The sequence below is a fragment of the Methylomonas sp. 2BW1-5-20 genome (genome assembly GCF_052474515.1).
The window spans coordinates 184,679-209,977 of the sequence record NZ_CP184127.1; the positions used below are offsets into that span (position 1 = coordinate 184,679).

The following is a 25,299-nucleotide window of genomic DNA, read 5'->3' on the forward strand; positions in this document are numbered from 1 at the left end:
AACTGGCGATTGCGATAAGGCGCGCGCCGCTTCTAAAATTTAAATGACGGATTAACTATGTGTTTTAGTGCCAATATGTCGCTGGGATTGGGCGTCGCCGGCCTGGTCGCATCGAGCGTGACTTTTCTGGATAAAGACGAGACTTTTTGGGTTAGATTGGCTAGGGCCTATGCCATCTTCCATTTTTCCTTGATGGAATTTATCCAATATTTCGGTTATCCGGTGGCGGACCAATGTGGTTACGGCACCAATTTATTATTGAGTGAACTGTCCACCTATCATATTAGTTTGCAGGCTTTTGCGATCATGCCGGCTTTGGCGACATATTCCTCCGATCCGCAGGCCTTGAAAAAAGCTACCATTGTCGGTGCCACTTTGAGCGGTTTGTTTTTGATCTGCTCGTTTCTACCGCGCGAATGGCAGTTGTTTGGTCTAAAACCCAACTTTATCGGCGACATGATGTCCTGTTTGTTTATGGGGATTTATCACATCGGCTATGCCATCTCCAGCGCCTTCGGCACTTTTGTGACACACGGTTCCTTGTTTGCTTTGGCCTTGAGCGGTTTTGTGTGGAAGAACAACCGCCGCATCGCTTCTTACCATTTTGTGATGGCAATACTGACCTTATTTATGCCGCAATGGTTGTTCGGCGTTAGCACTGGCGAAGCGGCGGCGATGTATTGTTTTTATTCGATTCCGATCACGGCCAGCTTCATGCCGCAATTTAAAAAGTTTTTCTCGGCCCAAACTGGCGATTGGTCGGACGGTGTGCCGGCCAGACAGCAGACTTAAACGGCGCGAGATGTTGCGCGTCTACTAGCTCCAGGCTTCTATAAAGCCCTGATAGAACCTGGGGTCGGCGACGGTAGCGCCGCGCTGACCGACCAGTGCCGACGCAAAGTCCTGCGCCCGCTTTAGGGTCAGAGCCAGCGGCCAGCTTTCGGCGATACCCAGCAACAAAACCGCCGCAAACGCGTCGCCTGCGTCGACGGTATCGACCACCGCAATATTGCCGGATGGGGCGATGCTCGACAAATCTCCAACCGGATCCAGCGCTAAAACACCTTGGCCGCCTCGGGTAACGACCACGCCGTTTAAGCGATATTGCTGTTGCAATAAGTGCATCTTGTTGTCAATGCTCTGTTCGCCCGGCAGCAACAAGTCCAACTCTTCGTCGTTTAGTTTCAACCAATCGGCGCCGGCAATCCACCCCAGTACTTCATCAGCCTGCCACCAGGGTGCGCGCAGATTTACATCCAGAAATACCGGACCGTTCCAGGATTTTCGTAAGGCCAAACTGCCGTGATAGAGCAATCCCTGCCGGGGATGCAGTCGTATGCTTGCCGGTCGAGAATCCGATAACTGGGTTGGCCTTCTGTTATGCTGATCGCTACGCGGCCGGTCGGGTGAGCGGTGTCGATCTGCATGCCGGCGCCTTGCATGGCTGCGAGGATCTCCCGGTCAGCTTCATCTTCCCCCCACGCGGCTGATAAATAAACCTTGCCGGCCCAAAGCCCGCAAATGCCAAGCGACGTTGAAGGGTGCGCCGCCGAGCACCCGGTTGCCGTTGGGGAAATTGTCGAACAACACTTCGCCGAATATCGTAAATAAAGCGGTATGAATGAATTTGGCCTCGCCGCTATTGCTGTTTTGGGCCGGCAACAATAATCAAAGTGCGGGTAAATGACAATCGACTTAGAACGGCTTTGTTCGTTTTCAGGGCGCCTGCGGGCGAGCTTTGCACCGTTATGGTGCTTATTCGAGTTTAAGTGGTTAAGTAGCGATTTAACTTTTTGATAAATAGGGGTTAATGAGATTGGCATGTGGATTGCTGAAGGATGGTTATGAACATAAATACTTTTTTCGATGAAATGCGTACGTCAACGGGTAGTGTGCGGCGCCTTTACCAACCATTCGAAGAGTGGCTGAACGGTACCGATCACGCCCAGTTGATGCAAAAGTCTCGCGAGGCGGAAATGTTGTTTCGCCGGGTGGGAATCACTTTCAACGTTTACGGCGATGAAGCCGGCGCCGAACGCTTGATCCCGTTCGATGTGGTGCCGCGCATTCTGGCTGCCACGGAATGGCGGCAGCTGTCGGCCGGTGTGATTCAGCGGGTGACCGCTTTGAATGCCTTTCTGAACGATCTGTATCACGATCAGGAAATCATCAAAGCCGGGATCGTGCCCGCCAGTATTCTGACGAACGAGATGTATCGGCCGGAAATGCAGGGTGTCGACGTGCCGGGCGGGATTTACGCCCATATTGCGGGCGTTGACATCGTGCGTACCGCCGAGAACGAGTTTTACGTGCTGGAAGACAATCTGCGTACACCGTCCGGCGTCTCCTACATGCTGGAAGACCGGAAGATGATGATGCGCTTGTTTCCGGAGTTGTTCCGCCGTTATGCGGTAGCGCCTGTGGAGCATTATCCGCAGGTGTTGCTGAACAATTTACGCGCGGTGGCGCAACCCGGGGTTTACGATCCGACCGTGGTGTTGCTGACCCCCGGCGCCTATAACAGCGCGTACTTCGAGCACGCGTTTCTGGCGCAGCAAATGGGTATCGAACTGGTCGAAGGTCAGGATTTATTCTGCAAGGACAATGCGGTATTCATGCGCACCACCGAAGGGCCTAAGCGTATAGATGTGATTTATCGGCGCATCGACGACGATTTTCTAGATCCGTTAGCGTTTCGCGAAGACTCAATGTTGGGAGTGCCGGGTCTGGTATCGGTATACCGTAACGGTGGCGTGACCTTGGCTAATGCGATCGGTACCGGCGTGGCGGACGATAAGTCAACGTATACCTATGTCCCCGATATGGTGCGTTTTTATTTGGGCGAGGAGCCGATTTTGTCCAACGTGCCTACCTATAAGCTGGAAAATCCGGACGACCGCAGCTATGTGCTTGAGCATCTTGCTGAGCTGGTGGTCAAGGAAGTACAGGGTTCCGGCGGCTACGGGATGTTGGTGGGGCCGACCGCTTCCAAGCAGCAGATTGAGGATTTTCGCGCACTGATTCTGGCCGATCCGGACAATTATATCGCTCAGCCTACCTTGGCTTTGTCCACCTGTCCGACTCTAGTAGAGCAAGGCGTGGCGCCGCGGCATGTCGATCTGCGGCCTTTTGTGTTGTCCGGCAAAACCGTGACCTTAGTGCCCGGAGGCTTGTGCCGGGTGGCGATGCGCGAGGGTTCCTTGGTGGTCAATTCTTCCCAGGGCGGCGGCACTAAGGATACTTGGGTACTGAACGGAGACAAACTATGCTGAGCCGTACCGCCGATCATCTGTATTGGATGGCGCGTTATATCGAGCGTGCCGAGAACATGGCCCGGGTGCTGGACGTGACCTATCGGATGTCGCTGGTAGCCAATAGTGCCTACGACGAAGCGGCGAGGTGGAAACCGCCGGTGCAGATTGCCGACGATGTGGAAGCCTTCGAGAAAAACTATTCCGGCTATACGGCAGTAAATGTCATTCGTTTCATGGCGTTGGACGAGCGCAATCCGTCCAGTATCGTCAGTGCGCTCGGTTCGGCACGAGAGAACGCCAGAGCGGTTAGGGTTGCCATGTCGTCGGAAATGTGGGAAACGGTTAATGCTTTATGGTTGGAATTGCGGCAACGGATTCGGCACGGTTTGCACGAAGCCGATATCAGCGAGTTTTGCGATTGGGTTAAATCGCGTTCTCATCTGTTTCGCGGTGTTACCTTCGGCACCATGTTGCGCGACGATAGTTATAAGTTCGTGCGTTTGGGCAGCTTTGTCGAGCGCGCCGACAACACGGCTCGTTTATTGGACGCCAAATATCAATTGTTGTTGCCGACAGTGGAAGCACCGGGAGGCCAGGTCGATTATTACGAATGGAGTTCCTTGTTGCGTTCGGTGTCGGCTTTTGAAGCCTATCAAAAAGTATTTCGAGACACCATCGAACCCTGGAAAGTAGCGGAATTACTGGTGTTGCGCGACGACATGCCGCGTTCCTTGCATGCCTGCTACGATGAATTGGCACCGATTTTGGAACAACTATGCCGCCTGCGCGGTCGAGAATGTCTGCGTCTGGCAGGTGAAAATCATGCTAGGCTGCACTACGGTCGGATGGCGGACATTTTTAATATCGGTTTACATGAATTTTTGCAGGATTTCATTCTGCGCAACAATGCGCTCGGCGCCGAAATTCAGCGCGCCTTTCTAAACGGGCCGGAATAACAGCTTGAGAGGCGTCGGATATAGTAGATAGGCCGACGGTTGTCTTTGAACGACGCGACTATTGTGTCGTTCACTCTGCCGTCGTTTATTGTTGCTTCTGAAATTTTTGCGGCGATTCGCCCGGTAACGGATAAATAGTGTTAGAGGTAAACGGATGATAAATTCACTGATCCACCCCAAGCAGGGCGATAAGGCAAATTCGCCCTGGTTCGACGAGTTTTTAGTCAAGTTATTGGAAAACCGGGATCGTACCGGACTGACTGAAATGATCCGCGAAATCGACGCGTTAATGTTGACGGTCGAGCCGGGTTGCTCCGCTGCCTATGTCAGCGAATTAGCCTTGATGACGCCTTACCATTATCTGGTGACGTTGGAATCGGAAAGCCATTGGACCCACGTACTGCGGATCGATATGAATTCACCCGACCTGTTGGTGCGGGAAGTGCGTATTCCCGGTCGGGGCGACATCTTCCGCAGCTTGAATGAGGTGTATCCGATTGGTGCGCACAAGCCCAATTCGCGGTACATGGGCGAAATTTTTCGAGTCAGCAATCTCCACGAAGTGGTCGAGCAGCAAAAAGCCCGCGAGATACGGTTCTTCAATCAAGACCAGATTCGCAAACTGGAATTGCCGGGCAATATGGCTATCGTTAAGCCGTCGCCGTATACCCATAACATCGTCGCTTATTGGGAACGCCCGCCCGAGGATATTCGGGTCTATGCGCTGGGTAATAGCGTGATTCTCGACGAGGTGAATCGCGGTTATCTGCAAGCCAAGGAAATTCAGGAAGAATTGGGGCTGGATAAGCTGATTCGGCCTATCGATCATTTGGCCACCCGGGTTTATAGCCAGAATCGGGAAGTGGCAATTTTGGAATATCTGACGCTATCCAGTTACTACTATTGGGGGTCTTACGATATTGCCAATCAGAATTCGTCCACCAATGTCACCAAAAGTATTCATTACCCCGAGGAGCGGATCAGTCCGGCCAAAGTGTTTACCGCCGCCAATCACCCTTATTTCGTTAATCATCTGGTGGGCCTGCCGTCGCCGACAGAGAGTTTTGTGCGCAATTACGGACCGCGTTTACACCATGTGGCGCTGGAAGTGGCGGACGGCGAGATCGACGGTCAGGCCAATATCGATTATGTGGTGCAGGCGATCCGGGCCAGAGGGAAGGACTTTCTGCTGGATGTGATCGGTTCCCGCGAGGAAGGACTGAAACAGATATTTTCCAGCGCGTCCGAACATTCTTCGTTGATCGTCGAATACGTGCAGCGTTTCGGTAATTTCGACGGCTTTTTTACCAAGCAAAATGTTGCGGAATTAACGCATGCTGCGGGCGTAGAGGAAAATCTGCGGCTATTGCAAGCCGAAAGCGAAGCAGCCAATCCGGTGTCAGCATGAGTATCAGAGTCGCGATCAACCACAAAACCAGTTATCACTACGATCATCCGGTTCAGTTGGCGCCGCACGTGTTGCGTCTGCGGCCGGCTTCTCACTCGCGGACGGCGGTCAGCGCTTATTCGCTGACCATCAAACCCGACAAACATTTTATCAACTGGCAGCAGGACCCGTTTGGCAATTATTTGGCTAGGTTAGTGTTTCCGGAAAAAACCACCGAATTCTCGATAGAAGTGGACCTGATCGCCGACATGACGGTGATCAATCCTTTCGATTTTTTTCTGGAAGAGTATGCCGAGCATTATCCGTTTGCTTATCCGGAGCAATTGGCCAAGGAGTTGGCGCCGTACTTGGAAATTCGTGAGCAAGGCCCTTTGTTGCAAGACTTTCTAGCCGATTTGAAGCGGGATAAGCAAGGTATCGTCGATTTTTTGGTGGACATCAATCAAGCGGTGAATCAGGCCGTCAATTATGCAATCCGGATGGAACCGGGCGTGCAAAGCTGCGAAGAAACTCTGGAAAAGAAGTTAGGTTCCTGTCGGGATTCCGGCTGGTTGCTGGTGCAGGTGTTGCGCCATATGGGATTGGCTGCGCGTTTTGTGTCCGGTTATCTGGTGCAACTGGTGGCGGATGTGAAATCGTTGGACGGGCCATCGGGTACCGATCACGATTTTACGGATTTGCATGCCTGGACCGAAGTCTATATTCCGGGGGCGGGTTGGGTTGGCCTAGACCCGACTTCCGGCTTGTTTGCCGGGGAAGGGCATATTCCATTGGCCTGTACCGCCGATTACGTCAGTGCGGCACCGGTTAGCGGCGGGTTTATTGGCAAAGCCGAAACCTCATTCAGCTTTTCGAATCGCGTCAGCCGTATTCATGAAGACCCGCGCGTCACCAAGCCCTATTCCGACAGGCAGTGGACCGAGATCGAGCAGCTAGGCGAGAAAGTCGATGCCGAACTGGTAGCCGGCGACGTGCGTTTGACGATGGGTGGTGAGCCGACGTTTGTATCCATCGACAATATGGATGCGCCGGAATGGAATACCGCTGCCGATGGCGAGGAGAAACGCAAGCTGGCCGGCAAACTAGTCAGGCGGCTACGCGACAGTTTTGCACCCGGCGGCTTGTTGTATTTCGGTCAGGGCAAATGGTATCCCGGCGAGCCATTGCCGCGTTGGCAATTGGCGTGTTTTTGGCGCAAGGACGGTAAGCCGATTTGGAAGAATCAGGCCTTGTTGGCGGACGAAAGCCGCGATTACGGATTCGGTCGCGAGCAGGCCGAAGCGTTTATCCGCGATCTTGTGAAGCGCTTGGGCTTAAAAGGTGAGTTCATTCTGCCCGGCTACGAAGATCCGCTTTACTATTTGCTGCAGGAAGGCTTGGTCCCCAAAAACTTGGATCCGGCAAAAGTCGATTTAAAAGACGACCTGGAGCGGCAGCGCTTGGCCAAATTGCTCAGTGCCGATCTCGGGGCGCCCGTCGGATATGTTTTACCCTTGCATTGGAGCTATCAAGCCGGAGCTTGGAGCAGCAGTGCTTGGGAATTTCGTCGTGGCGAAATGTTTCTGGTGCCAGGCGACTCTGCAATGGGTTTACGCTTGCCGCTGAACAGCTTGCCTTGGGTGCCGTTCGAAGACCGCGATCATGCCCACGAGCGCAGCCTTTACGAGGTCGTTGAGCCGTTGGGGGACATCGACTCGGAAGTCAGCCGCCGTTACAGCCAAATGGCTAAGCAGGAGTTGCATCCCACCGAAATGGAGGTGGCCGACGACGAAACTCCGCACGATCCGGAATGGATACCGCATACGGCCTTGTCAGTACAAGTACGCGAAGGTCGGCTTTATGTGTTCGTGCCGCCTACCAATGAACTGGAACATTATCTGGACATCATTGCATCTGTTGAAGCCACGGCGGCCGCGTTAAAGATGCCGGTGGTGATCGAGGGCTATCAGCCACCGCACGATTTACGTTTAACGCGTTTGCCGGTGACGCCGGACCCGGGCGTAATAGAGGTAAACATTCATCCGGCGGCAAGCTGGCAGGAATTGGTGCATAACACCACCACGCTGTATGAGCTGGCGCGGTTGACTCGGTTGGGAACTGAAAAATTCATGCTGGACGGCCGGCACACTGGCACCGGCGGCGGTAATCACGTGACTTTGGGCGGTATTACGCCTGCCGATAGTCCGATTCTACGGCGCCCTGATCTGTTACGCAGCCTAGTAACGTATTGGCAACATCATCCCGCCTTGTCGTATTTGTTTTCGGGGTTATTTATCGGACCTACCAGTCAGGCGCCAAGAGTCGACGAGGCGCGCAACGACAGTTTATATGAGCTGGAAATCGCTTTTCAACAGATGCCGGACGGTGAAGTAACCGCGCCGTGGCTGGTGGATAGATTGTTGCGGAATTTACTGGTGGACATGACCGGCAATACTCATCGTAGCGAGTTTTGTATCGATAAACTCTATGCGCCGGGTACCGATGCCGGACGCTTGGGTTTGTTGGAATTGCGAGCTTTTGAAATGCCGCCGCATGCGCGGATGAGTCTGATGCAAATGTTGTTGCTCCGGACCCTGGTGGCTTGGTTTTGGCGCGAGCCTTACAAAAAGCCGTTGGTACGCTGGGGGACGCAATTGCACGACCGCTTCATGCTGCCGCATTTTATCGCTAGCGATATTTACGATGTGGCGCGAGACCTGCAAGCAGCCGGTTACGAGTTTAAGGCGGAATGGTTTGCGCCGTTTTTGGAGTTTCGGTTTCCTCGGATCGGCAGTTTGCGGGTTGACGATTTGCAGTTGGATTTGTACCAGGCGATAGAGCCTTGGCATGTACTCGGTGAGGAAATTACCAGTAGCGGGACGGCCCGGTATGTCGATTCCTCGGTGGAGCGCTTGCAGGTCACACTTAGCGGCGCCATGGGTGAGCGCTATGCGCTGACCTGCAACGGTCGTCGGGTGCCGTTACGGGCTACCGGTAAGCAAGGGGAAATGGTGGCCGGTATTCGTTATCGGGCCTGGAACCCGCCGTCTGCATTGCATCCGAGTATAGGTGTGCAGGCGCCGCTGGTGTTCGACCTGGTTGACACCTGGAATAATCGGGCTATTGGCGGTTGTACTTATCATGTGGCACATCCGGGGGGACGGAATTACGACACACTACCGGTCAATGCATACGAAGCCGAAGGTCGGCGGGTCAGTCGTTTTTGGCAGCACGGTCATACGCCGACCGATACGGTGTTGGATTTGCCGAGCGAGGAGCTAAATAAAGATTATCCGTTTACGTTGGATTTGCGTTGGAATGCCGGCTAGCTTTAGCGACTCATAGCTAGATAGCGGCTGTTTGGTGTCGGTTTTTTTTACAATTTAGCTTGAAAATAACTCGATTTGCTATACCATCTTTTCAAGGGGGCAAGAGAAAATAGCTTAGCTATTTGAACTTGTTAGGGATATGTCTTTATTAAGGTATGGTGTCTCTTGAATCGACAGAAGCAGTTTTTCGACAATTGTTTTGAGGTGTTTTTAGCCGATACGCCAGAAAGCAAGAAAATCCACTATCAACTCAGATACCAAGTTTATTGCGATGAAATGGGTGTGGAGCTTAACGCACATTTCCCGGAGCGACTGGAAACAGATGAGTGGGATAGCGATGCTGTTCATTTTTTAGTTAGGCATAAATACAACGGCCAATGGCTTGGCTGCTTACGCTTGGTTAGGCACAACGCCCACGGCTTTCCTTTTCAGGAACGATGTACGACTTACGATAAGCTCTCAAAGGCTAGGTATAAAAGTTCCGTTGAAATTTCCAGATTGTGCGTTCTTAAATCCGCAAGGCGTTTTGCGTTAAAAAGTTCACCGATGGATGTGCCGGAAGAAAACCGCAAAATCAGTTTTCTTCACGATCATGCCAATATGAATAGAAACATCATTTGGGGCTTATATCGGGCGGCCGCGCTCTATTCCGCGGAGCACGACATTAAGCACTGGTATATTTTATCTAGCCCGGCGTTGGCTTATTTTGTTAATAAGGAAGGTTTTGACATTCAGCAAATAGGCGACTCACGTCACCGACATAATCAGCGCCTGCCGTATTACTTGAGTGTGAACCAAGTCCTGGAGAATCCTTTATGGCGTGAGGATTATCGTAATGGCTATTGGTTATATTCGGATTTGGAGACCGAGTTTTATACCGCTACGGTAAGACGCCAGTTAAAGCAAATTGGCGTCATTTCGTTTGTCTCGAGAGTTTGATTAGCCGTTAAATTGTTTTTATGCTAATCCGAATGTTCTTCGGTATGGTTGCGGACCATGCCTTGCAGCCCGTATTTTTCAAATAAGCCATACAATGTAGGTCTAGTCACTCCTAATAATTTGGCCGCTTCGGATACATTATTGTCAGCATAAGTCAACGCGCGCTTGATGGCTATGGTTTCTGCAGCTTCCCGCACGGTCTTTAGATTGAGCGGCATTGACTTGTCGTTATCAGTGCCAATCTCCAATTCTTCGGCGGTAATGAAATTACTGTCAGACAAGATTACGGCGCGTTTGATTTTATTTTCCATCTCGCGAATATTACCCGGCCAGTTGTACGCTTCAAGCGCGCGGGCTGCATCGTGGGAAAAGTGTTTTTCCTTAGCATTATTTTCACGGCAATAGCGTTGGAGTAAGGCATTGGCTATCGTGATGATGTCACCTTCCCGTTCGCGTAGGGGAGGGATATCGACGACGATCTCGCTGAGTCGGTAATATAAGTCGCCCCGGAAATTGCCCTGGGCGATAAGATCTGGCAGATGCCGGTGCGTCGCACATATGATGCGCACATCGACCGGAATTTCTTTTCTGCCTCCCAGGCGCTCTATAACCCGTTCCTGGATGAATCGAAGTAATTTGGCTTGCAAAGCAAAAGGTAGGTCGCCAATTTCGTCCAGAAAAAAGGTGCCGCCCTGAGCATATTCAATTTTGCCTTTGGTTTGCGCGACCGCGCCGGTGAATGCGCCTTTCTCGTAGCCGAATAATTCGCTTTCTAACAGGGTTTCCGGGATGGCGGCGCAATTTACCGCAACAAATGGTTGTTCGGCGCGAGAACTTAAGCGATGTAATGCTTTTGCCATCAGTTCTTTGCCAGTTCCGCTTTCGCCGATCAGCAATACAGTCGCTTGGGTCGGCGCGATTTTTTCGATCATACGCATTACGGATTGCATTTGCGGACTGGTGGCAATGATACCGGTCAGAGGCTTTTGCTGTTGCAGTGCTTGATAGTCACGCTCCAGAGCGTCAAGCTGAAATGCTCTTTCTATAATTAAGCCCAATACATCGGGGTCGACCGGTTTTTGATAAAAATCGTAGGCCCCCAATGCCACGGCGTGAATAGCATTTGCCCGATCGTCGTTGCCGGTTACGACTATGATTTTTGTGGCCGGTGCGAGCGCGAGGATCTCTTTGAGCGTGGCAAGTCCTTCGCTGGCGTTGGAGGGGTCGGGAGGGAGGCCAAGGTCTAAGGTAACAACGCTCGGGGTATAGCGCCTCAGTGCCGTAATGGCTTCATTTCTGTTGCTTGCTATAACAACTTCGTATTGCTCAAAGCTCCATTTGAGCTGTTTTTGTAATCCAGGGTCGTCTTCGACTATTAATAGTATTTTAGAGTTGGTCATTATTTCTCTGTTTCGCTGAAGCTCGTTGAGCTAGCGGTAATTGAATGATAAAAGCCGTGCCTTGGCCGGGATGGCTCTCTACTTGAATACTTCCCGATTGCTTTAAAATATAGTCTCGGGCCTCATACGCGCCAATTCCCATACCGGCATTGCCTTTTGTGGTGTCAAACGGCTTGAATAAACGCTCCGATATGAACTGTTGATCCATGCCTATGCCGTTATCGATGATCTTTAGGACAGCATAGTCTTGGTTTTTTGTTAATTCAAGCCTAACCCAGCCATCGTTTGTAACTATTGCGTCTTGGGCGTTTTGCACCAAATTGGTCAGGATATTGGTCAGTTTGATTTTGTCCGCCCTGACCAAGCAGTCGGCAAGGGTTGTATTCAGTTGTATGGCGGGAGTGCCGAGGTGTTGTTGTTTAATATTTTTCACCAGATCGGCCAGATTGACGAAAGTGCTGGGGTTGGCGGTGCTGGTTTCGCCTTGTTTTAATTGTTCGACGATATGGTGCATTTTCTTAACGACATTGTTTAACGTGTCGATTGTGTCGTCGAAGAAATCCGGATTATGTTTATGTTTTTCGGCATTTCTCACTATCAGGGAAATTTGGGCAACCAGATTTTTCAAATCGTGTACCAAATATGCCGACAAACGGTGGTAGGTCTCAAATTGACGGTTGTTGGCCAGTTCCTCGCTGGTTCTGTTTAGCGCAAGTGCGTTGGCCAGCTGCATGCCGACAGTTTTCAGGAGATCGTGGTCTTCCCAATCGAGTTTTCTGGGGGCCCTCGCCTGGGTTAATACCACGAAAGCTTCGAGTTTGTTCAAGTGAAATAGCGGTACAATTAGCCAAACTTGACTGTCTTCGTAACACCAGGGTGATAAATCTATATCGTCATATACTTCGGGCGCGTGAGCCAGTTCGAAAAAATCGATTACCCATTGTTTGTTTGCTAAGTATTGCGGTAGATCGCCAATGTTGTGCAGATATTCGATTTCTTGCGGGGTAAGCTTGAGGTTTTGCTCGGCGGCTAAAAAAAAATGGCCTTGATCGTTTTTTAACCATAATCCGCCGCCGGCGCTTTCAACCAATTCGGTCAGGGTGGTTATGATGAATCCCTTAAGCTCTTCCAAAGATTCTAATTTAGCCAACGATTTACTGATTTTGAGCCATTCCTCACGATAATCGTAACTGTAATGAAAAAAGTGCTTACTAAAATAAACTTTGGTGAGAGCTCTGATTTTGCCGGAGGTAAAAGGGATAACCAGCACCAGAATAGATAGGAAAATAAATAAAGTCTGTGCTGATTCTCCCCATTCGGCATTTGCCTGCTTGATATAAAATCCGGCGAAAGACATTAATATTAGATAGATGCCACAACCGAACAGGATTGTTGTGTAAAAAATAGTTTTGCGAGGTGTTGTCAGTTCTGTGCCATGACTGCTAAGCTTAAGTCGGCTTAGTGTGACCGCTAAAAATGGCGTCATTAGCGCATTGATAACGCCACGCGATTGCCAAAGAGAGAAATCTAGTCGGCTAAACAGTAGGGATTTGCTGTAAACAAGTAAGTCTACAGCAAACAAGGCACCGAGGCTTATGCATAGAAATTTCAGGTTCCATCGCTGTTTTAGAGGAGTGCTTCGGTAAAGCTGCTCAACCAAAATAAGCCCAAATACAGCGAATACTACATGGGATGCGAAGCGAGGGTCTATGTTTAACGATTCTCTAATTAAAATTAGGCTGCTGGGAAATATCTCAATGGTAAAATTCAGAGCTAAAAACAGAGCGGCAATTATGCTGATACTTGATCTGAACAGTTGTTTGTAATTGTTATACCTTTGCTTAGACAGCAGCACGCCAAGCTGAAAAAACCAGGAAGCATTGCGGGCTGTTTCGTACGGCAGGGTGTCTGCGAAGAAAAAATGACTGTTTTTTGTTGCTATTGTCACGCTTGCCGACCATAGTAAAGAGCATAAAGCTGCTATGATGAAAGGCAGATGGCGAGGTTCTTTTAATAAGGCGTATAGGAGTAAAAGTCCATAAGCGACTGCGGCGCTCAAGTAGCTGTAATATATGTAGCTTTCCATTCTATGTCGTTGTTCAAGAGATTTGAAAAATAGCTTTATATAACATAGCGACCTTAAATGCAGCAGGATGATCCTTTACTTTCTACAGTCGGGCGGACATGAAAGAATTATTTAGTGACGTACTAGCTAATGCAAAATTCTCCGAAGGTTCGGGTTGGAAACGATATAGCCTAAATGCAGGTGAGACTATTATCCGAAAAGGCGAGCAGGGCAATACTCTGTTTCTCGTCGAAGAGGGGGTCGTTAGGGTATTGGGTGGTGCGGAATTGGATGGAAATCGTCGCATAAGCCCGGGCTTATGCGATTTGGGGATTGGAGCAGTTTTTGGCGACGTTTGTTTATATGAGTCGAAGGAGAGAACAGCGTCGGTTGTGGCTTTGACGCAAGTTCAGTTACTCGAAGTGCGAAGCGATATGCTCAGTGTCTATTTGGATGACCATCCTGTCCAAGGTTATTTATTTTTGAAGGCGCTGTTCCAAGCAATGTCCAATCGTCTAGGGTTGGCTAATGATCGTATAGAGCATCTTTTAGCTTGGGGAATTAAGGCTCATGATATCGACAAATATTTATAGCTAGATGACATTTCGTCGTATGAGAGGAAATGATGGATGCCGCACCTAAGTTGTCTTTGGCGGAAAGCTTTAGCTCCTACTTTAAGGTTGAACTTGCAGAGAGCGCTATCCAAAAAGAACAGGTTTTTCAAATAAGATATAGAGTTTATTGCGAAGAATTTAGATATGAAGCTGTTGAGAGGTTTTCTGATGGCCTTGAGATTGATGAATATGATCGTTATTCTCGACATTGTTTGATTACTCACCTGAAAACCGGCATTCCGGCTGGTTGTGTGCGATTGGTTCCTGCTGTAGACGTTCGGGAAATCGAGCCGTTACCATTAGAAAAATACTGTGGTGTTAGTCTTGATAGACAATTTATCGATAGTCTAAATCTGTCAAGAGACACTATATGCGAGATATCAAGGCTGGCAGTTGACGGCGCGTTTCGCAGGCGGACTGGAGAGACGTTGACACGTTTCGGTGAGGTTAACGGTTTGCAATTTTCAGCGCAGGAGCAAAGGACTTTTTCATCGATAGCGGTTGCTTGTTTTTTTGCGGCTACAGTGTTGACTGAAATCGATGGCCGAACCAATGTTTTTGCCATGATGGAGCCTTTTTTGCCCAGAATGATGCACAGGTCAGGTATTGATTTTCGACGAGTCGGTAAAGATATTGATTATCATGGGATACGAGCGCCTTACTATATTACTACTCAGACAGTTTTAGAAAATATGCATCCTGAACTAAGGGAGCTATATGAATGGATAAAAGTAAATATAGGGTAAGGTATTTATCTATCTAACCGTGCGATTGAAAAATATTTCTTTGATTTGGGCTGTCTTGGGCGAATGCTTATATTGTATTTTACACAATATAAGTGTTTGCGTTTAAGGCGCTCGGTCTGAAAGCGATGTAAATTGTTGAGATTTCTAGCAATTTATTGGTTTTTTGTTCCTAAAGCTTGTTATTGCAAGTAATAGTTGATTTAGGATTTTTTGATCGGATAATTAATTTAATTAAATGGTAAGAATTTATTCTTGAGGTGATTTGGGTGGTTGTGGGTCAAATGAAAATAAGTTGGAACGGAATAGCAGGGGTTGTCTGTAGTTTTTTATTGATGATGGCTTGTAGTTCTCCCGAAGAAGTCGCTCAGAGTCATTTGCAAAAGGGTAAGGATTTTTTTGAAAAAGGCGAGTTTGATAAAGCCCTGCTAGAATTAAAAACGTCGAATCAGAGTAGCGATAAAAACCCGGAAGTTTACTATTTTATGGCGCTTTTAGATGAAAAAAATAACAATTTCAAGTCAATGAGGCAAAATCTAATTAGGACTCTGGAATTGGACCCTGCCATGCTTCAAGCCAGATTAAAGCTAGGTAAGCTGGATATCCTGTTTGGAGAGTCAGATAAAGCGTTGGCTGAAGCGGATTCGATTTTGACATTGGACGAGGGTAACACCGACGCGCAGGCGATAAAAGCTTCCGTCTATCTTAAGCAAGAAAAGCGAGATCAAGCAGAAGAGATTGTCGATTCAATCTTAAAAAGTGTGCCGGATAATATTGATGCCCTATCGATTAAGGCGCAACTGCATTATGAAAAAAATGAAGTAGACCAAGCATTGGCATTAATCGACAAGGCGCTTGAAAAAGACAATAAAAATTTGCCTCTTAGGTTGTTTAAAATCAAACTTAATGGACGGGATAATGTCGATAAGACTGAGGAAGGGTATAAAGAGCTCATTCGCTTATATCCATATGTAAATAACTTTAAGCTAAGCTTGGCTTCAATTTATTCAATGACAGATAAGTTGGATGCTGCTGAAGCCTTGTTAAGAGAGGTTGTCGAGAAGTCGGATGATAAGCTAGAGCCGGAAATTGTATTGATAGAGTTTTTCAATGCGAAAGAAAAGAACCGAGTCGTAGATGAATACCAGTCCATGCTCAGTCGCCATCAAGGGCAATCTAAGATTATATTGGAATTGGCGAGATGGATGCTTGGTGCTGGATATGTACCGGAGGCAAAAAAAGGGCTACAGCAGGTTATCGATATCGAAAAGGAGAGTAATGCCGGTTTAACAGCAAGAACTATTCTTGCTGAAATCGCCTTGGCCGATAAACAATATGATGAAGCTGAAAATTCTATTAACGAAATTCTTAATGCAAACTCTGAGTTTATCCAGGCTAATTTACTAAAGGCAAGATTGTTTTTGGTGAAAAATAAAACGGATGAGTCAATTGAGCTTCTCAATAGGCTTGTTTGGGGGAAAACCAATATTGATGACGTTTATTCATTGTTAGGTCAGGCGTACCTAATAAAACAAGATCGAAAGCAGGCCGATAAGAGCTTCAAGCAGGCCCTGGAAGCAAATCCGGCAAATTTAACTGCGTTTGACTACATATACGGTGGATATATAGCTGCTGGGCAAAAAGAAACCGCTAGACAATTGCTAGAAAGAGCACTCGCAAAAATGCCTAACCAAGCTTTATTTCTTACAAGTAAAGCTGAGTTGGATATTTCGGAAAAAAAATGGGATGATGCTCAGCAAGTTGTGCAGCGTTTGGCGTTGTTTTCAAAAGAAAAGGCTGTGCCTGTATATTTGCAGGCTAATATTTTAAAGGGAAGAGGGAAATATCCAGAGGCTATTGCGTTATACGAAAAAATACTGCAGCAATTTCCTAATCATTTAAAATCCATGATAAGCCTTGTGGAGTCGTACGAGGCTCTGAAGCATAGAGAGGCGGCAATATCTTTTTTGGAAAATCATCACTTTAAATATCCTGACGACCTAAACTCTGTTGGCGTATTAAGTGATCTTTATATGGCTGATAAGGACGTCGTTAAAACGAATAAGTTGTTAGCCGATCAGCTAAAGCGAACACCAAAAGCCATATCATTGTACCTTGCCAAGGCTCGAATAGAGACTATCATGAACAAAGATGTGGGGGCTGCTAAGAATGTTTTTCTTCGAGCCTTGGAGGTTAACAAGGACGATCCACAGTTGTTAACAGCGTTGGCTGGTTTATACGAACAAACAAACGAAGGTGAAAAAGCTAGAAAAGTTTATGAGCAATTGCTGGCTAAGAATCCTGAAGCGAATTTAGCGGCAAATAATCTTGCATCTCTCCTAATAGAGTCTGGCGATATTGAGCAAGGTATGAAGTTGGCGGTTAGGTTTAAAGAATCGGAGAACCCATACTTCCAAGACACTTATGCTTGGGGCTTGATTAAAACGGGTAGCACAGCGGAAGGCTTGAAAATATTAGAGTCTCTGGTCCTAAAAGAACCTAAGTTGCCAGAGTTTAGATACCATTTAGGTGTTGCTCACTTTAATACGGGTAACAGAGCTACGGCAATCACGGAGCTTAAGCAAGCTATTAGCCTCTCGGATAAACAAAAGAGACAATTTTCAGGCAAAGATAATGCGGAGAAAATTCTTAAAGAATTAGAGGCTTCTTCTGGTAAGTAAACTACTTAGAATATGATTATGTCGATATTTAATAGAAAATTGTTAAGCCATTGTGTTTTGTTGTTTGTACTGAACCTAATGGGGTGTTCGCAGCCGCTTTTGGAAGATATACAGCAGGCCGCTGATTACACCTATCAAATTGGGCCAGGGGATAGTGTGAACATATTTGTCTGGGGGAATCCAGAATTGTCAACTTCCGCGCCTGTGCGGCCTGATGGAAAGATAACAGTACCGTTGGTTGAGGAATTGCTTGCGAGTGGCAAGACGCCATTCCAATTGGCTCGTGATATCGAAAAGGTCTTATCAACTTATATTAAAAGCCCTCAGGTAGTGGTTATGGTGGGTGGTTTTAAAGGAATTAGTACCCAGCAAATCAGGGTTATTGGTAGAATCGGCGGCGGTAGTGGCGGTAGTGGTGGAGCAGTAGGGGGAGCGGGGCGATATCAAGGTAAGTCTATTCCATACGAACGGGGGATGACTCTATTAGATGTTATTATTCAAATTGGTCTTAATCAGTATGCTGATGGCAACAGAGCAAGTGTCATAAGGGATGTTAATGGTGAGTTGAAGCCCTTTGGTGTTAGGATTGATGATTTAATTGACGATACAGATTTATCTGCAAATGTTTTGATGATGCCCGGTGATATTTTAATTATTCCTGACGCTTACTTTTAAAGTTTAGCAAAAGATTGAAGGTTGTCCGGGTCGGTGTGATTGTTAATTGTAGTTTGAAAACGATGGTCTGTTAATATGCAGCAAGATCTTTCTGAAGTCTATTTTTATTTAAAAGGTACTCTTAAATACAAGCGCCTCGCGGTTGTTTTTGCTTTAGTTGTTTGCATGGGGGCGTGGTCTTACATCTTTATGATGCCTGATAAATATGAGTCAAAGGCAAAAGTGCATATAGATTCTGCGACCGTGATTAGGCCATTAATGCGGGGAATGGTAATAGAGCCAGATATATCAGCTCTAATTAGGATCATACAACAGCTTATGTTTACAAGGCCTAATCTGGAAAAAATTATTGAATTATCACAGCTTAGTCGATCTCAGGATAATACCAGTTCTAGCTCGGAGTTAATCGAAAAGTTGAAGAAAGATATAACCATAGCTGGTGGTAGGGGTGATATATTCGATATTGCTTATACGTCGCAGGACCCCGATGTCGCTAAAAGTGTGGTGCAGGCGGTTTTGACAGTCTTTTCTGAACAAACGGAAGGCAAAGCTTTGGCCGATGCCAGTGATGCCCAGAGGTTCATAGAGCAGCAAATACGTGAATACGAAATTAGGTTACAAGATGCAGAAAAAGCAAAAGAAGAATTCAAACGCGCAAATCTAGATTTGTTGAATGATTCCGATCAGTTTCAAAGCTTGCAGAAAATGAAGGAACAATATTTGGATGCTAACACGGCGCTACAGCAAGCCATTTCCAGGCGCAATGTATTAGCTGAGCAAGTTGCCGAAATACAAGAATCTGACGAAGACTGGGGATTGCCAACTTCTACTCAGGAGGTGTCTGCAGATAATGCAAGAATTGAATCGTTAAAAGATAAAAGAACAGAGTTGTTGCTTAAATACACCGAGCGTCATCCGGAAATCATTGAAATCGATAAATTAATAGCGACGTTAAAAAATCAAGAAAATGGGGCTAAATCCGATAAAGTGGACGAAGATGTAGGTTCAGGGATGGTGGCTTCCGAGAATATAGGTGCTGATAAAATGTCGAATCCTTATGTTCAGGCGTTAAAAATGGGGTTTGATAATGCTCAGGCAGAAGTTGCGTCTAGTGAGACGTTGGTAGAGTCTATCCGAAACAGAATAGCAAAGCTCGAAGAAGGTTTAAATGAGAGGTTAACTATCGAAACTGAAATGAAAAATCTAAATCGGGATTACGAAACTATTAGTGGAAAATATTCTGAACTGTTAGATAGGCGCGAACAGGCGCACATTACTGAACGGGTGGATGATCAGACCTCTAGGCTAAAATTTAAAATTGCGGACCCTCCAAGCAAGCCTAATAAACCTAGTTTCCCTAATAGAAAGTTATTTTATTCGTTTGCGCTTTTGGCTGGGGTTGTATTGGGATTTGGTGTGGCATTTTTAGTGTATTTTATTCGTCCTGTCTTCATGTCTGCTAGACAGGTAAGGATTGTTACAGGCTTGCCATCCTTAGGTAGTGTTTCTCTCACATCGCAAGGTATTAGTCAGACTAATAGCGTGGATTGGCTGTTAATATCAACGTTTCTTATTTTGATAAGTGGCTATATCGGCATTATGATATTTGAGATGCTTAAATAAAGGTATTAAACAGGATTAAGCATATGAGCATCATTGAAAATGCGCTAAAAAAGGCAGGAAGCCAAGGGTTGGTTGTTGAAAGTACCGGGAATAGTATATCTATTAAGGATAGAGATAGTGTTTCTGAATCTTCGTCAAGTGTTTCCGGTGCCGTTGATGTAAGAAATACAGCCTCCTTACTTTCATCAGAGCAGCAAGTTATTATAAATTGGCGTAGTTTGGCGGAAAATGGTTTTATAGACAATAATAACGCGAAGTCGCAACTAGCCGAGGAGTTTAGGGTCATCAAAAGGCCGTTGGTAAATAATATACAAGGATCTGAGAATAATGGTATTAATCGATCTAATTTAATTCTTATCTGTAGTAGTTTGCCGGGCGAAGGCAAAACATTTGTTTCGATCAATTTGGCCTTAAGCATTGCTAATGAAAGAGATAAAAGCGTGTTGTTAATAGACGCTGATGTCGAGAAACCAAGCATCTCAAAGCAATTGGGAATAAATAGCCCTAGGGGATTAATAGAATATCTGGAGGATGATAAGGTTACATTTTCTGATATTTTGTTAAAAACAGATCTTCCAAACCTGAGTTTAATAACCGCAGGTAAGCGGCATAAATATTCTACTGAGTTATTGTCGAGTCAAAGGATGTATCTGTTTGCGGAGGAGGTCAGTAGACGTTATAAGGATCGGATTGTAATTTTTGATTCGCCGCCATTGCTTGTTGCTACTCAGGCTCAAATTCTAGCTGAACTTGTTGGGCAAGTGGTGTTAGTTATCGCAGCTGAGACAACTCCGCAAAGCGTAGTGAACGAATCAGTAGCGAAACTTAGTAATTGCGATGTCGTTATGACACTTTTAAATAAAACAAGAAAAGAGATTGACATATACGGTCATAACTATAGCTATGGGAAATATGGGCATTTGTGATTGTATAGCGCTGCGACATTGGCGTTTAAGCCTGCTGTTTCTTATTGGAAGTGTTGGCGCGTGTATGTATTCGGTTTCATGTTTTGCGCTGGATTGGCGCCTAACCCCAAATTTATCTGCAAGAGAAGTGTTCTCAGATAATTTGACACTTTCGCAAGATAATAAAAAAAGTGGTTTTGTTAGTGAGGTTGATCCAGGCTTATCGCTATATGGTTCGTCAACGTGGAGTACGTTTAACCTAAATTATCGGTTGCAAGGTCTTTATAATGCTGGGGGTGCGGATGCTGTTGATATAAATCATCAGCTTAATATGAACTCATTGTATCAGGCTGTTAAGAATAAGCTTTATTTAGAAACCAGTAGTTCAATAAGCCAGCAGAATCTTAGTAGCAATGTTGCGACTGATAATATTTCCGGGAATGGTGGACGAACTGAGGTTAAAACTTTTAGTGTTTCCCCCTATTGGACACCAAATTTTGGCCAATATGCGAATGGGTTATTTAAAGTTGGCTATAATAAATCCTCTTTTGATAATACGAATGGTTCGACGATTTCGCCTGAATTAAGTAAAATAATCCAAAATGGAGGCTTTAATTTAATTTCCGATTCGGAGACTTATACTAGACAAGCTAGATTGTCTAGTGGTAGTGCTTTTAGTAGGGTTAGTTGGGGGGTAAATTACTCTTCTCAACATCAGAACAGGGCTTCCGGTCAAGATGTTCGTTTTGAACAATATCAGGGGGATGCGCGTTATTATATTAACCGTAAGTTTAATGTGTTTGGGCAGGCTGGCTATTCTAATAACGATTATCAAACGCTGTCAAATAGTGTTAAAAATGGATTTTTCTATACTTTGGGAGGACAGTGGAGTCCTAGTCGTTGGTATTCTCTCGAAGCAGGTTATGGTAATAACAAACACGTAACTATGCGTTTTAACCCGTCAGCAAATTTAAGTTCTACGGTTACATATAATGATAAATCTGTAGGGTTGAATACTGGTAGTTCTTGGGATGCCAATTTCAATTATGTTTTCAAACAGGCTTCGATTGGATTTAATTATTCTCAGGAAACGACCACCCTACAGCAATTGTTGACACAGCAGGGTTTTTTTCTAAGAGATTCGTCAGGAAACTTTACTCAGGTCGCAAACACTCAAGATCTGTTTACGCAAGGTTTTCTATCGATTGATTCTTCAGGAAATCTGATCAAAGGTCCTAATTATAATAACTCCCAACTTGTTTTTAATCCATTTGATTTGGTAGATGACGTTATTATTAGAAAGCGTGGTAATCTCACTTTTAGTTTTCAAACTGGCAAAAGTAGTTATAACGCGTCCATGTTTAATGAGCGTCGTACTTATGGTAAACGCACTGGCGAAGATCTATCGTATGGTGTTTCGGGTGGCTGGCAGTGGCAATATGAGCCTAGATTAAACTTTTATTTACAACCATCATGGATGCATACCGAGGGCAGTCTATCTAGTAACACTAGGTACGATGTTGCTTTAGGTGTCAACCGTTCTATTCCCATCAATCTCGGACGACCTTTGTTAATGAATACTGGGCTTGAATTGCGCCATATTAATCTAACGTCTGATTCTGCTCAATTTAGTGGCTACGTTGAAAATAGAGCAACAGCCAATTTTAACGTGCGATTCTAATCGGCCAAAACATGTACGACGGATTTTATAACCTTACTCAAAAACCTTTTCAACTTAGTGCCGATCCTGATTTTTTTTTCCAGAGTTCAGTACATAAGCGCGCGCTGGCTTATATGCATTACGGCTTGACCCAAGGGGAAGGGTTTGTGTTGGTCATTGGTTCTCCTGGTACCGGCAAAACCATGTTGGTCAAGAGTTTGATCAAGAATCTGAATAAGGAGAAACTGTTAATCGGCGTGATGATGACTTCGCAGGTTGGCCCGGAAGATACTCTAAGAATGGCTGCCTCAACTTTTGGATTTACATTTTCACTTACGGATAAGGCCAGTTTGTTGTCGGGCTTTGAAAAGTTTATTGTTGAAAAGGCTAGAGAAGGTCGTCGCTTATTATTAATTGTGGACGAAGCACAAAATTTGCCGAAGCAGTCACTGGAAGAACTGCGGATGTTGACTAATTTGGATGTTAACGGTAATCCAGTTTTTCAAGTGTTTTTAGTGGGACAGACTGAGTTGAAGCGCACCATTTATTCTGCTGATATGGAGCAACTCAAACAAAGGATTGTCTCGACATTTCAATTAGACCCGCTCGACTTGGAAGAGACTAAGGAATACATACTTTTTAGATTACAGACAGCGGGTTGGTCCGGAACTCCCGAGTTTACTTCAAGTGTTTTTGAAGCAATTCACGAGTTTAGCGGCGGTATTCCACGGCGAATAAATTCCTTGTGTGATCGTCTGTTATTGTTTGGTTATTTGGAAGAATTAACCTTGCTTGATGAGCAGGCCGTAACTAAGGTTATTGTTGAAGTAAAGGAAGAGATGTTACTGGAGTCCGTTGAGGAGGAGATTGGAGGTTCAACATTGGCTTTGCATCATTACAGCGTTGCGGAAGCCGACTCTCTTGAGCAACGAATGGCTAGGCTAGAAGATGTTGTCAGTAATCTTCGGAATAGCATGAATAAGGAAAAAGCTTTGCTAAGAAAAGCCATTTTGCTGCAGCTGGATATGGATGCGGTTTACAGCGAAACTCCCTCCTTGGATTAACGACATGTCTCCCAAAGTTTTGGTTTGTGTGGTAGGTGCGCGGCCTAATTTTATGAAAATGGCGCCGATTATACGGCAATTACAAGCCGTTAAACATATGGTTACCCCCTATCTGGTGCATACCGGCCAGCATTATGATCAGGCCATGAAAGATACCTTCTTTCAACAGCTGGGGATTCCCGAGCCGGATAGAGATTTAGGTGTAGGCTCAGGTAGCCATGCCGTGCAGACTGCCAATGTCATGTTACGGTTTGAGCCGGTCTTGGATGAAATTAAGCCATTTGCCGTTCTGGTGGTTGGCGATGTCAATTCTACAATTGCGTGTGGTTTGGTCGCAGTCAAAAAAAATATCCCTCTGATTCATGTTGAAGCCGGCTTGAGAAGTTATGATCGGGAGATGCCGGAAGAGATTAACCGGATATTGACCGATCAGCTATCCGATCTGTTGTTCACTACCGAACGCGATGCCGCTAATAATTTGGTGAAAGAAGGGATTTCCGAGCAACGGATATGCTTTACCGGTAATGTCATGATCGATACCTTGCTTGCTAACTGTAAGCAAGCCTTGTCCGTGCAAGAAACTTTGCAGAAATACGGCGCAAAACAGATTGTTTCGGAAAAAGCCTATGCTTTGTTGACTCTGCATAGACCTTCCAATGTCGACGATCTAGAAACGTTAACGCGCTTGGTTCGAGTGGTGGGCGATATCAGCGAAAAACTGCCGGTGATATTTCCGGTTCACCCCAGGACGCAACAAAAAATCGCTGAAGCCGGCTTATTGGGTGTGTTGCCGGAACAGAAAGTCATTATGTTGCCTCCGGTTGCGTACCTGGAAATGCTGGGTTTGATGCAGTCGGCACGTTTGGTGTTGACCGATTCCGGAGGACTGCAGGAAGAAACTACGGCATTAGGGGTGCCTTGTGTGACGTTAAGGGAAAATACGGAAAGACCTATTACTGTCAATGAGGGCACTAATACGGTAGTCGGCACCGAGCCTGTCAAAATTATGCAATGCGTCGATGATATTTTAGATACTGGGGGCAAAAGTGGTCGGGTTCCGGAATATTGGGATGGTAAGGCCGCGGAGCGTATCGTCGATGAAATCGTTAGACGTTATCAGTTGGCCGGTTGAGTATCGGCATGAGTTCGCAAACACCAATCAATGCCATGACCGTAGATGTCGAAGACTATTTTCAGGTCTCGGCCTTTGAGTCGAATATAAAGCGTGAGCAGTGGGAAGCCCTTCCGCACAGGGTCGAACAAAACACGAATAAAATTTTAGATATGTTCGAGCAGCATCAAGTAAAGGCGACTTTTTTTACCTTGGGCTGGGTGGCAGAACGTTATCCGCAGCTGGTGCGGCGGATAGTGGATGAAGGGCATGAACTTGCTTCTCACGGTTATCAACATATAAGGGTAACAGAACAAACGCCCGAACAGTTTCGGCAGGATCTCATAATCAGCAGGAAGATTCTTGAAGATATAGGAGGCCAAGCTGTTGTTGGGTATCGGGCGGCCAGTTATTCGATCGGCGCCAAAAATCTTTGGGCGCTGGAGGTTTTGGAAGACGAAGGCTTTCAGTACAGCTCCAGTATTTATCCGGTCAAGCATGATTTGTACGGTATGCCGGGGGCTCCGCGCTTTGCCTATAGGCCCGAAAATGCACCGAAACTTTTGGAAATACCCATTACGACATTGAACGTTCTGGATCGTAATATTCCTTGCGGTGGCGGCGGTTTTTTTCGGTTGTATCCGTATCAGTTTTCGAAATGGGCATACCGTTATCTCAACGATCACGAAAAACAGTCCGGAATTTTTTATTTTCACCCTTGGGAAATCGATCCCGAGCAACCGCGGCAGCATGATCTGTCTTTCAAAACACAATTCAGACATTATCTGAATTTAAATCGAATGCAAAATCGTCTTAACAGCTTACTAACCGATTTTGCTTGGGATACCATGCGCAACGTGTTTTTATCCAAACAGACAAACCAACCATCCTAG

At 46.3% G+C, this 25,299-nt stretch carries 21 protein-coding genes; 16 read left to right on the forward strand and 5 right to left on the reverse strand.

What is annotated here, in order from left to right; all coding sequences use genetic code 11:
* The first annotated feature begins 57 nt into the window (after window positions 1-57).
* Window positions 58-792, forward strand: a complete 735-nt coding sequence (locus tag ACH50O_RS00840; protein ID WP_446810177.1) for a DUF5765 domain-containing protein — start codon at window positions 58-60, stop codon at window positions 790-792.
* Window positions 793-816: 24 nt separating this feature from the next.
* Here the strand turns inward: ACH50O_RS00840 and ACH50O_RS00845 are convergent, their stop codons facing one another.
* Genes ACH50O_RS00845 through ACH50O_RS00855 form a run of 3 tightly spaced genes read right to left on the reverse strand, consistent with a single transcriptional unit; the run spans window position 817 to window position 1,662 of the window.
* Window positions 817-1,296 carry a PfkB family carbohydrate kinase gene (locus ACH50O_RS00845; RefSeq protein ID WP_446810178.1) on the reverse strand — a complete coding sequence of 160 codons (480 nt, stop codon included), beginning with the start codon at window positions 1,294-1,296 and terminating at the stop codon, window positions 817-819.
* Window positions 1,251-1,427 carry a hypothetical protein gene (locus ACH50O_RS00850; protein WP_446810179.1) on the reverse strand — a complete coding sequence of 59 codons (177 nt, stop codon included), beginning with the start codon at window positions 1,425-1,427 and terminating at the stop codon, window positions 1,251-1,253. The genes ACH50O_RS00845 and ACH50O_RS00850 overlap by 46 nt, the downstream gene beginning before the upstream one ends.
* A gap of 40 nt (window positions 1,428-1,467) precedes the next feature.
* The gene (locus ACH50O_RS00855; protein ID WP_446810180.1) at window positions 1,468-1,662 is read right to left on the reverse strand and encodes a hypothetical protein; all 195 of its coding nucleotides are present in this window, start codon (window positions 1,660-1,662) and stop codon (window positions 1,468-1,470) included.
* A gap of 176 nt (window positions 1,663-1,838) precedes the next feature.
* Between ACH50O_RS00855 and ACH50O_RS00860 the strand changes: the two genes are divergently transcribed.
* The 5 genes from ACH50O_RS00860 to ACH50O_RS00880 all read left to right on the forward strand — a co-directional run bounded on the left by ACH50O_RS00860 (window position 1,839) and on the right by ACH50O_RS00880 (window position 9,865).
* Window positions 1,839-3,272: a circularly permuted type 2 ATP-grasp protein gene (locus ACH50O_RS00860; protein ID WP_446810181.1), complete on the forward strand. Its 1,434-nt coding sequence runs from the start codon at window positions 1,839-1,841 to the stop codon at window positions 3,270-3,272.
* The gene (locus tag ACH50O_RS00865) at window positions 3,266-4,210 is read left to right on the forward strand and encodes an alpha-E domain-containing protein (RefSeq protein ID WP_446810182.1); all 945 of its coding nucleotides are present in this window, start codon (window positions 3,266-3,268) and stop codon (window positions 4,208-4,210) included. The genes ACH50O_RS00860 and ACH50O_RS00865 overlap by 7 nt, the downstream gene beginning before the upstream one ends.
* 154 nt (window positions 4,211-4,364) lie before the next feature.
* Window positions 4,365-5,618: a hypothetical protein gene (locus ACH50O_RS00870; protein WP_446810183.1), complete on the forward strand. Its 1,254-nt coding sequence runs from the start codon at window positions 4,365-4,367 to the stop codon at window positions 5,616-5,618.
* Complete coding sequence (locus ACH50O_RS00875) at window positions 5,615-8,926, forward strand: transglutaminase family protein (protein WP_446810184.1); 3,312 nt, start codon at window positions 5,615-5,617, stop codon at window positions 8,924-8,926. Before ACH50O_RS00870 ends, ACH50O_RS00875 begins: the two co-directional genes overlap by 4 nt.
* A gap of 165 nt (window positions 8,927-9,091) precedes the next feature.
* Window positions 9,092-9,865, forward strand: coding sequence for a PEP-CTERM/exosortase system-associated acyltransferase (locus tag ACH50O_RS00880; protein WP_446810185.1), 774 nt, complete (start codon window positions 9,092-9,094; stop codon window positions 9,863-9,865).
* Window positions 9,866-9,888: 23 nt separating this feature from the next.
* On the opposite strand, the gene prsR is transcribed toward ACH50O_RS00880, so the two are convergent.
* Entirely contained in the window at window positions 9,889-11,265 is a 1,377-nt protein-coding gene (gene prsR / locus ACH50O_RS00885; RefSeq protein WP_446810186.1) for a PEP-CTERM-box response regulator transcription factor, read from the reverse strand.
* The gene (prsK, locus tag ACH50O_RS00890; protein WP_446810187.1) at window positions 11,252-13,351 is read right to left on the reverse strand and encodes an XrtA/PEP-CTERM system histidine kinase PrsK; all 2,100 of its coding nucleotides are present in this window, start codon (window positions 13,349-13,351) and stop codon (window positions 11,252-11,254) included. Before prsK ends, prsR begins: the two co-directional genes overlap by 14 nt.
* A gap of 98 nt (window positions 13,352-13,449) precedes the next feature.
* Between prsK and ACH50O_RS00895 the strand changes: the two genes are divergently transcribed.
* From ACH50O_RS00895 to ACH50O_RS00940, 10 genes are all read left to right on the forward strand, one after another.
* Complete coding sequence (locus tag ACH50O_RS00895; RefSeq protein WP_446810188.1) at window positions 13,450-13,923, forward strand: Crp/Fnr family transcriptional regulator; 474 nt, start codon at window positions 13,450-13,452, stop codon at window positions 13,921-13,923.
* Between the two features lie 29 nt (window positions 13,924-13,952).
* On the forward strand, window positions 13,953-14,690 hold the full coding sequence (locus ACH50O_RS00900) for a PEP-CTERM/exosortase system-associated acyltransferase (protein ID WP_446810189.1): 738 nt from the start codon (window positions 13,953-13,955) through the stop codon (window positions 14,688-14,690).
* A 281-nt stretch (window positions 14,691-14,971) separates the two neighbouring features.
* Window positions 14,972-17,368 carry a tetratricopeptide repeat protein gene (locus ACH50O_RS00905; protein ID WP_446810190.1) on the forward strand — a complete coding sequence of 799 codons (2,397 nt, stop codon included), beginning with the start codon at window positions 14,972-14,974 and terminating at the stop codon, window positions 17,366-17,368.
* An 18-nt stretch (window positions 17,369-17,386) separates the two neighbouring features.
* Window positions 17,387-18,043, forward strand: a complete 657-nt coding sequence (locus tag ACH50O_RS00910) for a polysaccharide biosynthesis/export family protein (RefSeq protein WP_446810191.1) — start codon at window positions 17,387-17,389, stop codon at window positions 18,041-18,043.
* A 75-nt stretch (window positions 18,044-18,118) separates the two neighbouring features.
* Window positions 18,119-19,666 carry an XrtA system polysaccharide chain length determinant gene (locus ACH50O_RS00915; protein WP_446810192.1) on the forward strand — a complete coding sequence of 516 codons (1,548 nt, stop codon included), beginning with the start codon at window positions 18,119-18,121 and terminating at the stop codon, window positions 19,664-19,666.
* Window positions 19,667-19,689: 23 nt separating this feature from the next.
* Window positions 19,690-20,592, forward strand: a complete 903-nt coding sequence (locus ACH50O_RS00920; RefSeq protein WP_446810193.1) for an XrtA-associated tyrosine autokinase — start codon at window positions 19,690-19,692, stop codon at window positions 20,590-20,592.
* A gap of 64 nt (window positions 20,593-20,656) precedes the next feature.
* Window positions 20,657-22,252, forward strand: a complete 1,596-nt coding sequence (locus tag ACH50O_RS00925) for a TIGR03016 family PEP-CTERM system-associated outer membrane protein (protein ID WP_446810194.1) — start codon at window positions 20,657-20,659, stop codon at window positions 22,250-22,252.
* Between the two features lie 11 nt (window positions 22,253-22,263).
* Entirely contained in the window at window positions 22,264-23,295 is a 1,032-nt protein-coding gene (locus tag ACH50O_RS00930) for an XrtA/PEP-CTERM system-associated ATPase (RefSeq protein WP_446810195.1), read from the forward strand.
* Between the two features lie 4 nt (window positions 23,296-23,299).
* Window positions 23,300-24,427 (forward strand): non-hydrolyzing UDP-N-acetylglucosamine 2-epimerase, encoded by a 1,128-nt coding sequence (wecB, locus tag ACH50O_RS00935; RefSeq protein WP_446810196.1) that lies wholly within the window; start codon window positions 23,300-23,302, stop codon window positions 24,425-24,427.
* A gap of 8 nt (window positions 24,428-24,435) precedes the next feature.
* Window positions 24,436-25,299: an XrtA system polysaccharide deacetylase gene (locus ACH50O_RS00940; protein ID WP_446810197.1), complete on the forward strand. Its 864-nt coding sequence runs from the start codon at window positions 24,436-24,438 to the stop codon at window positions 25,297-25,299.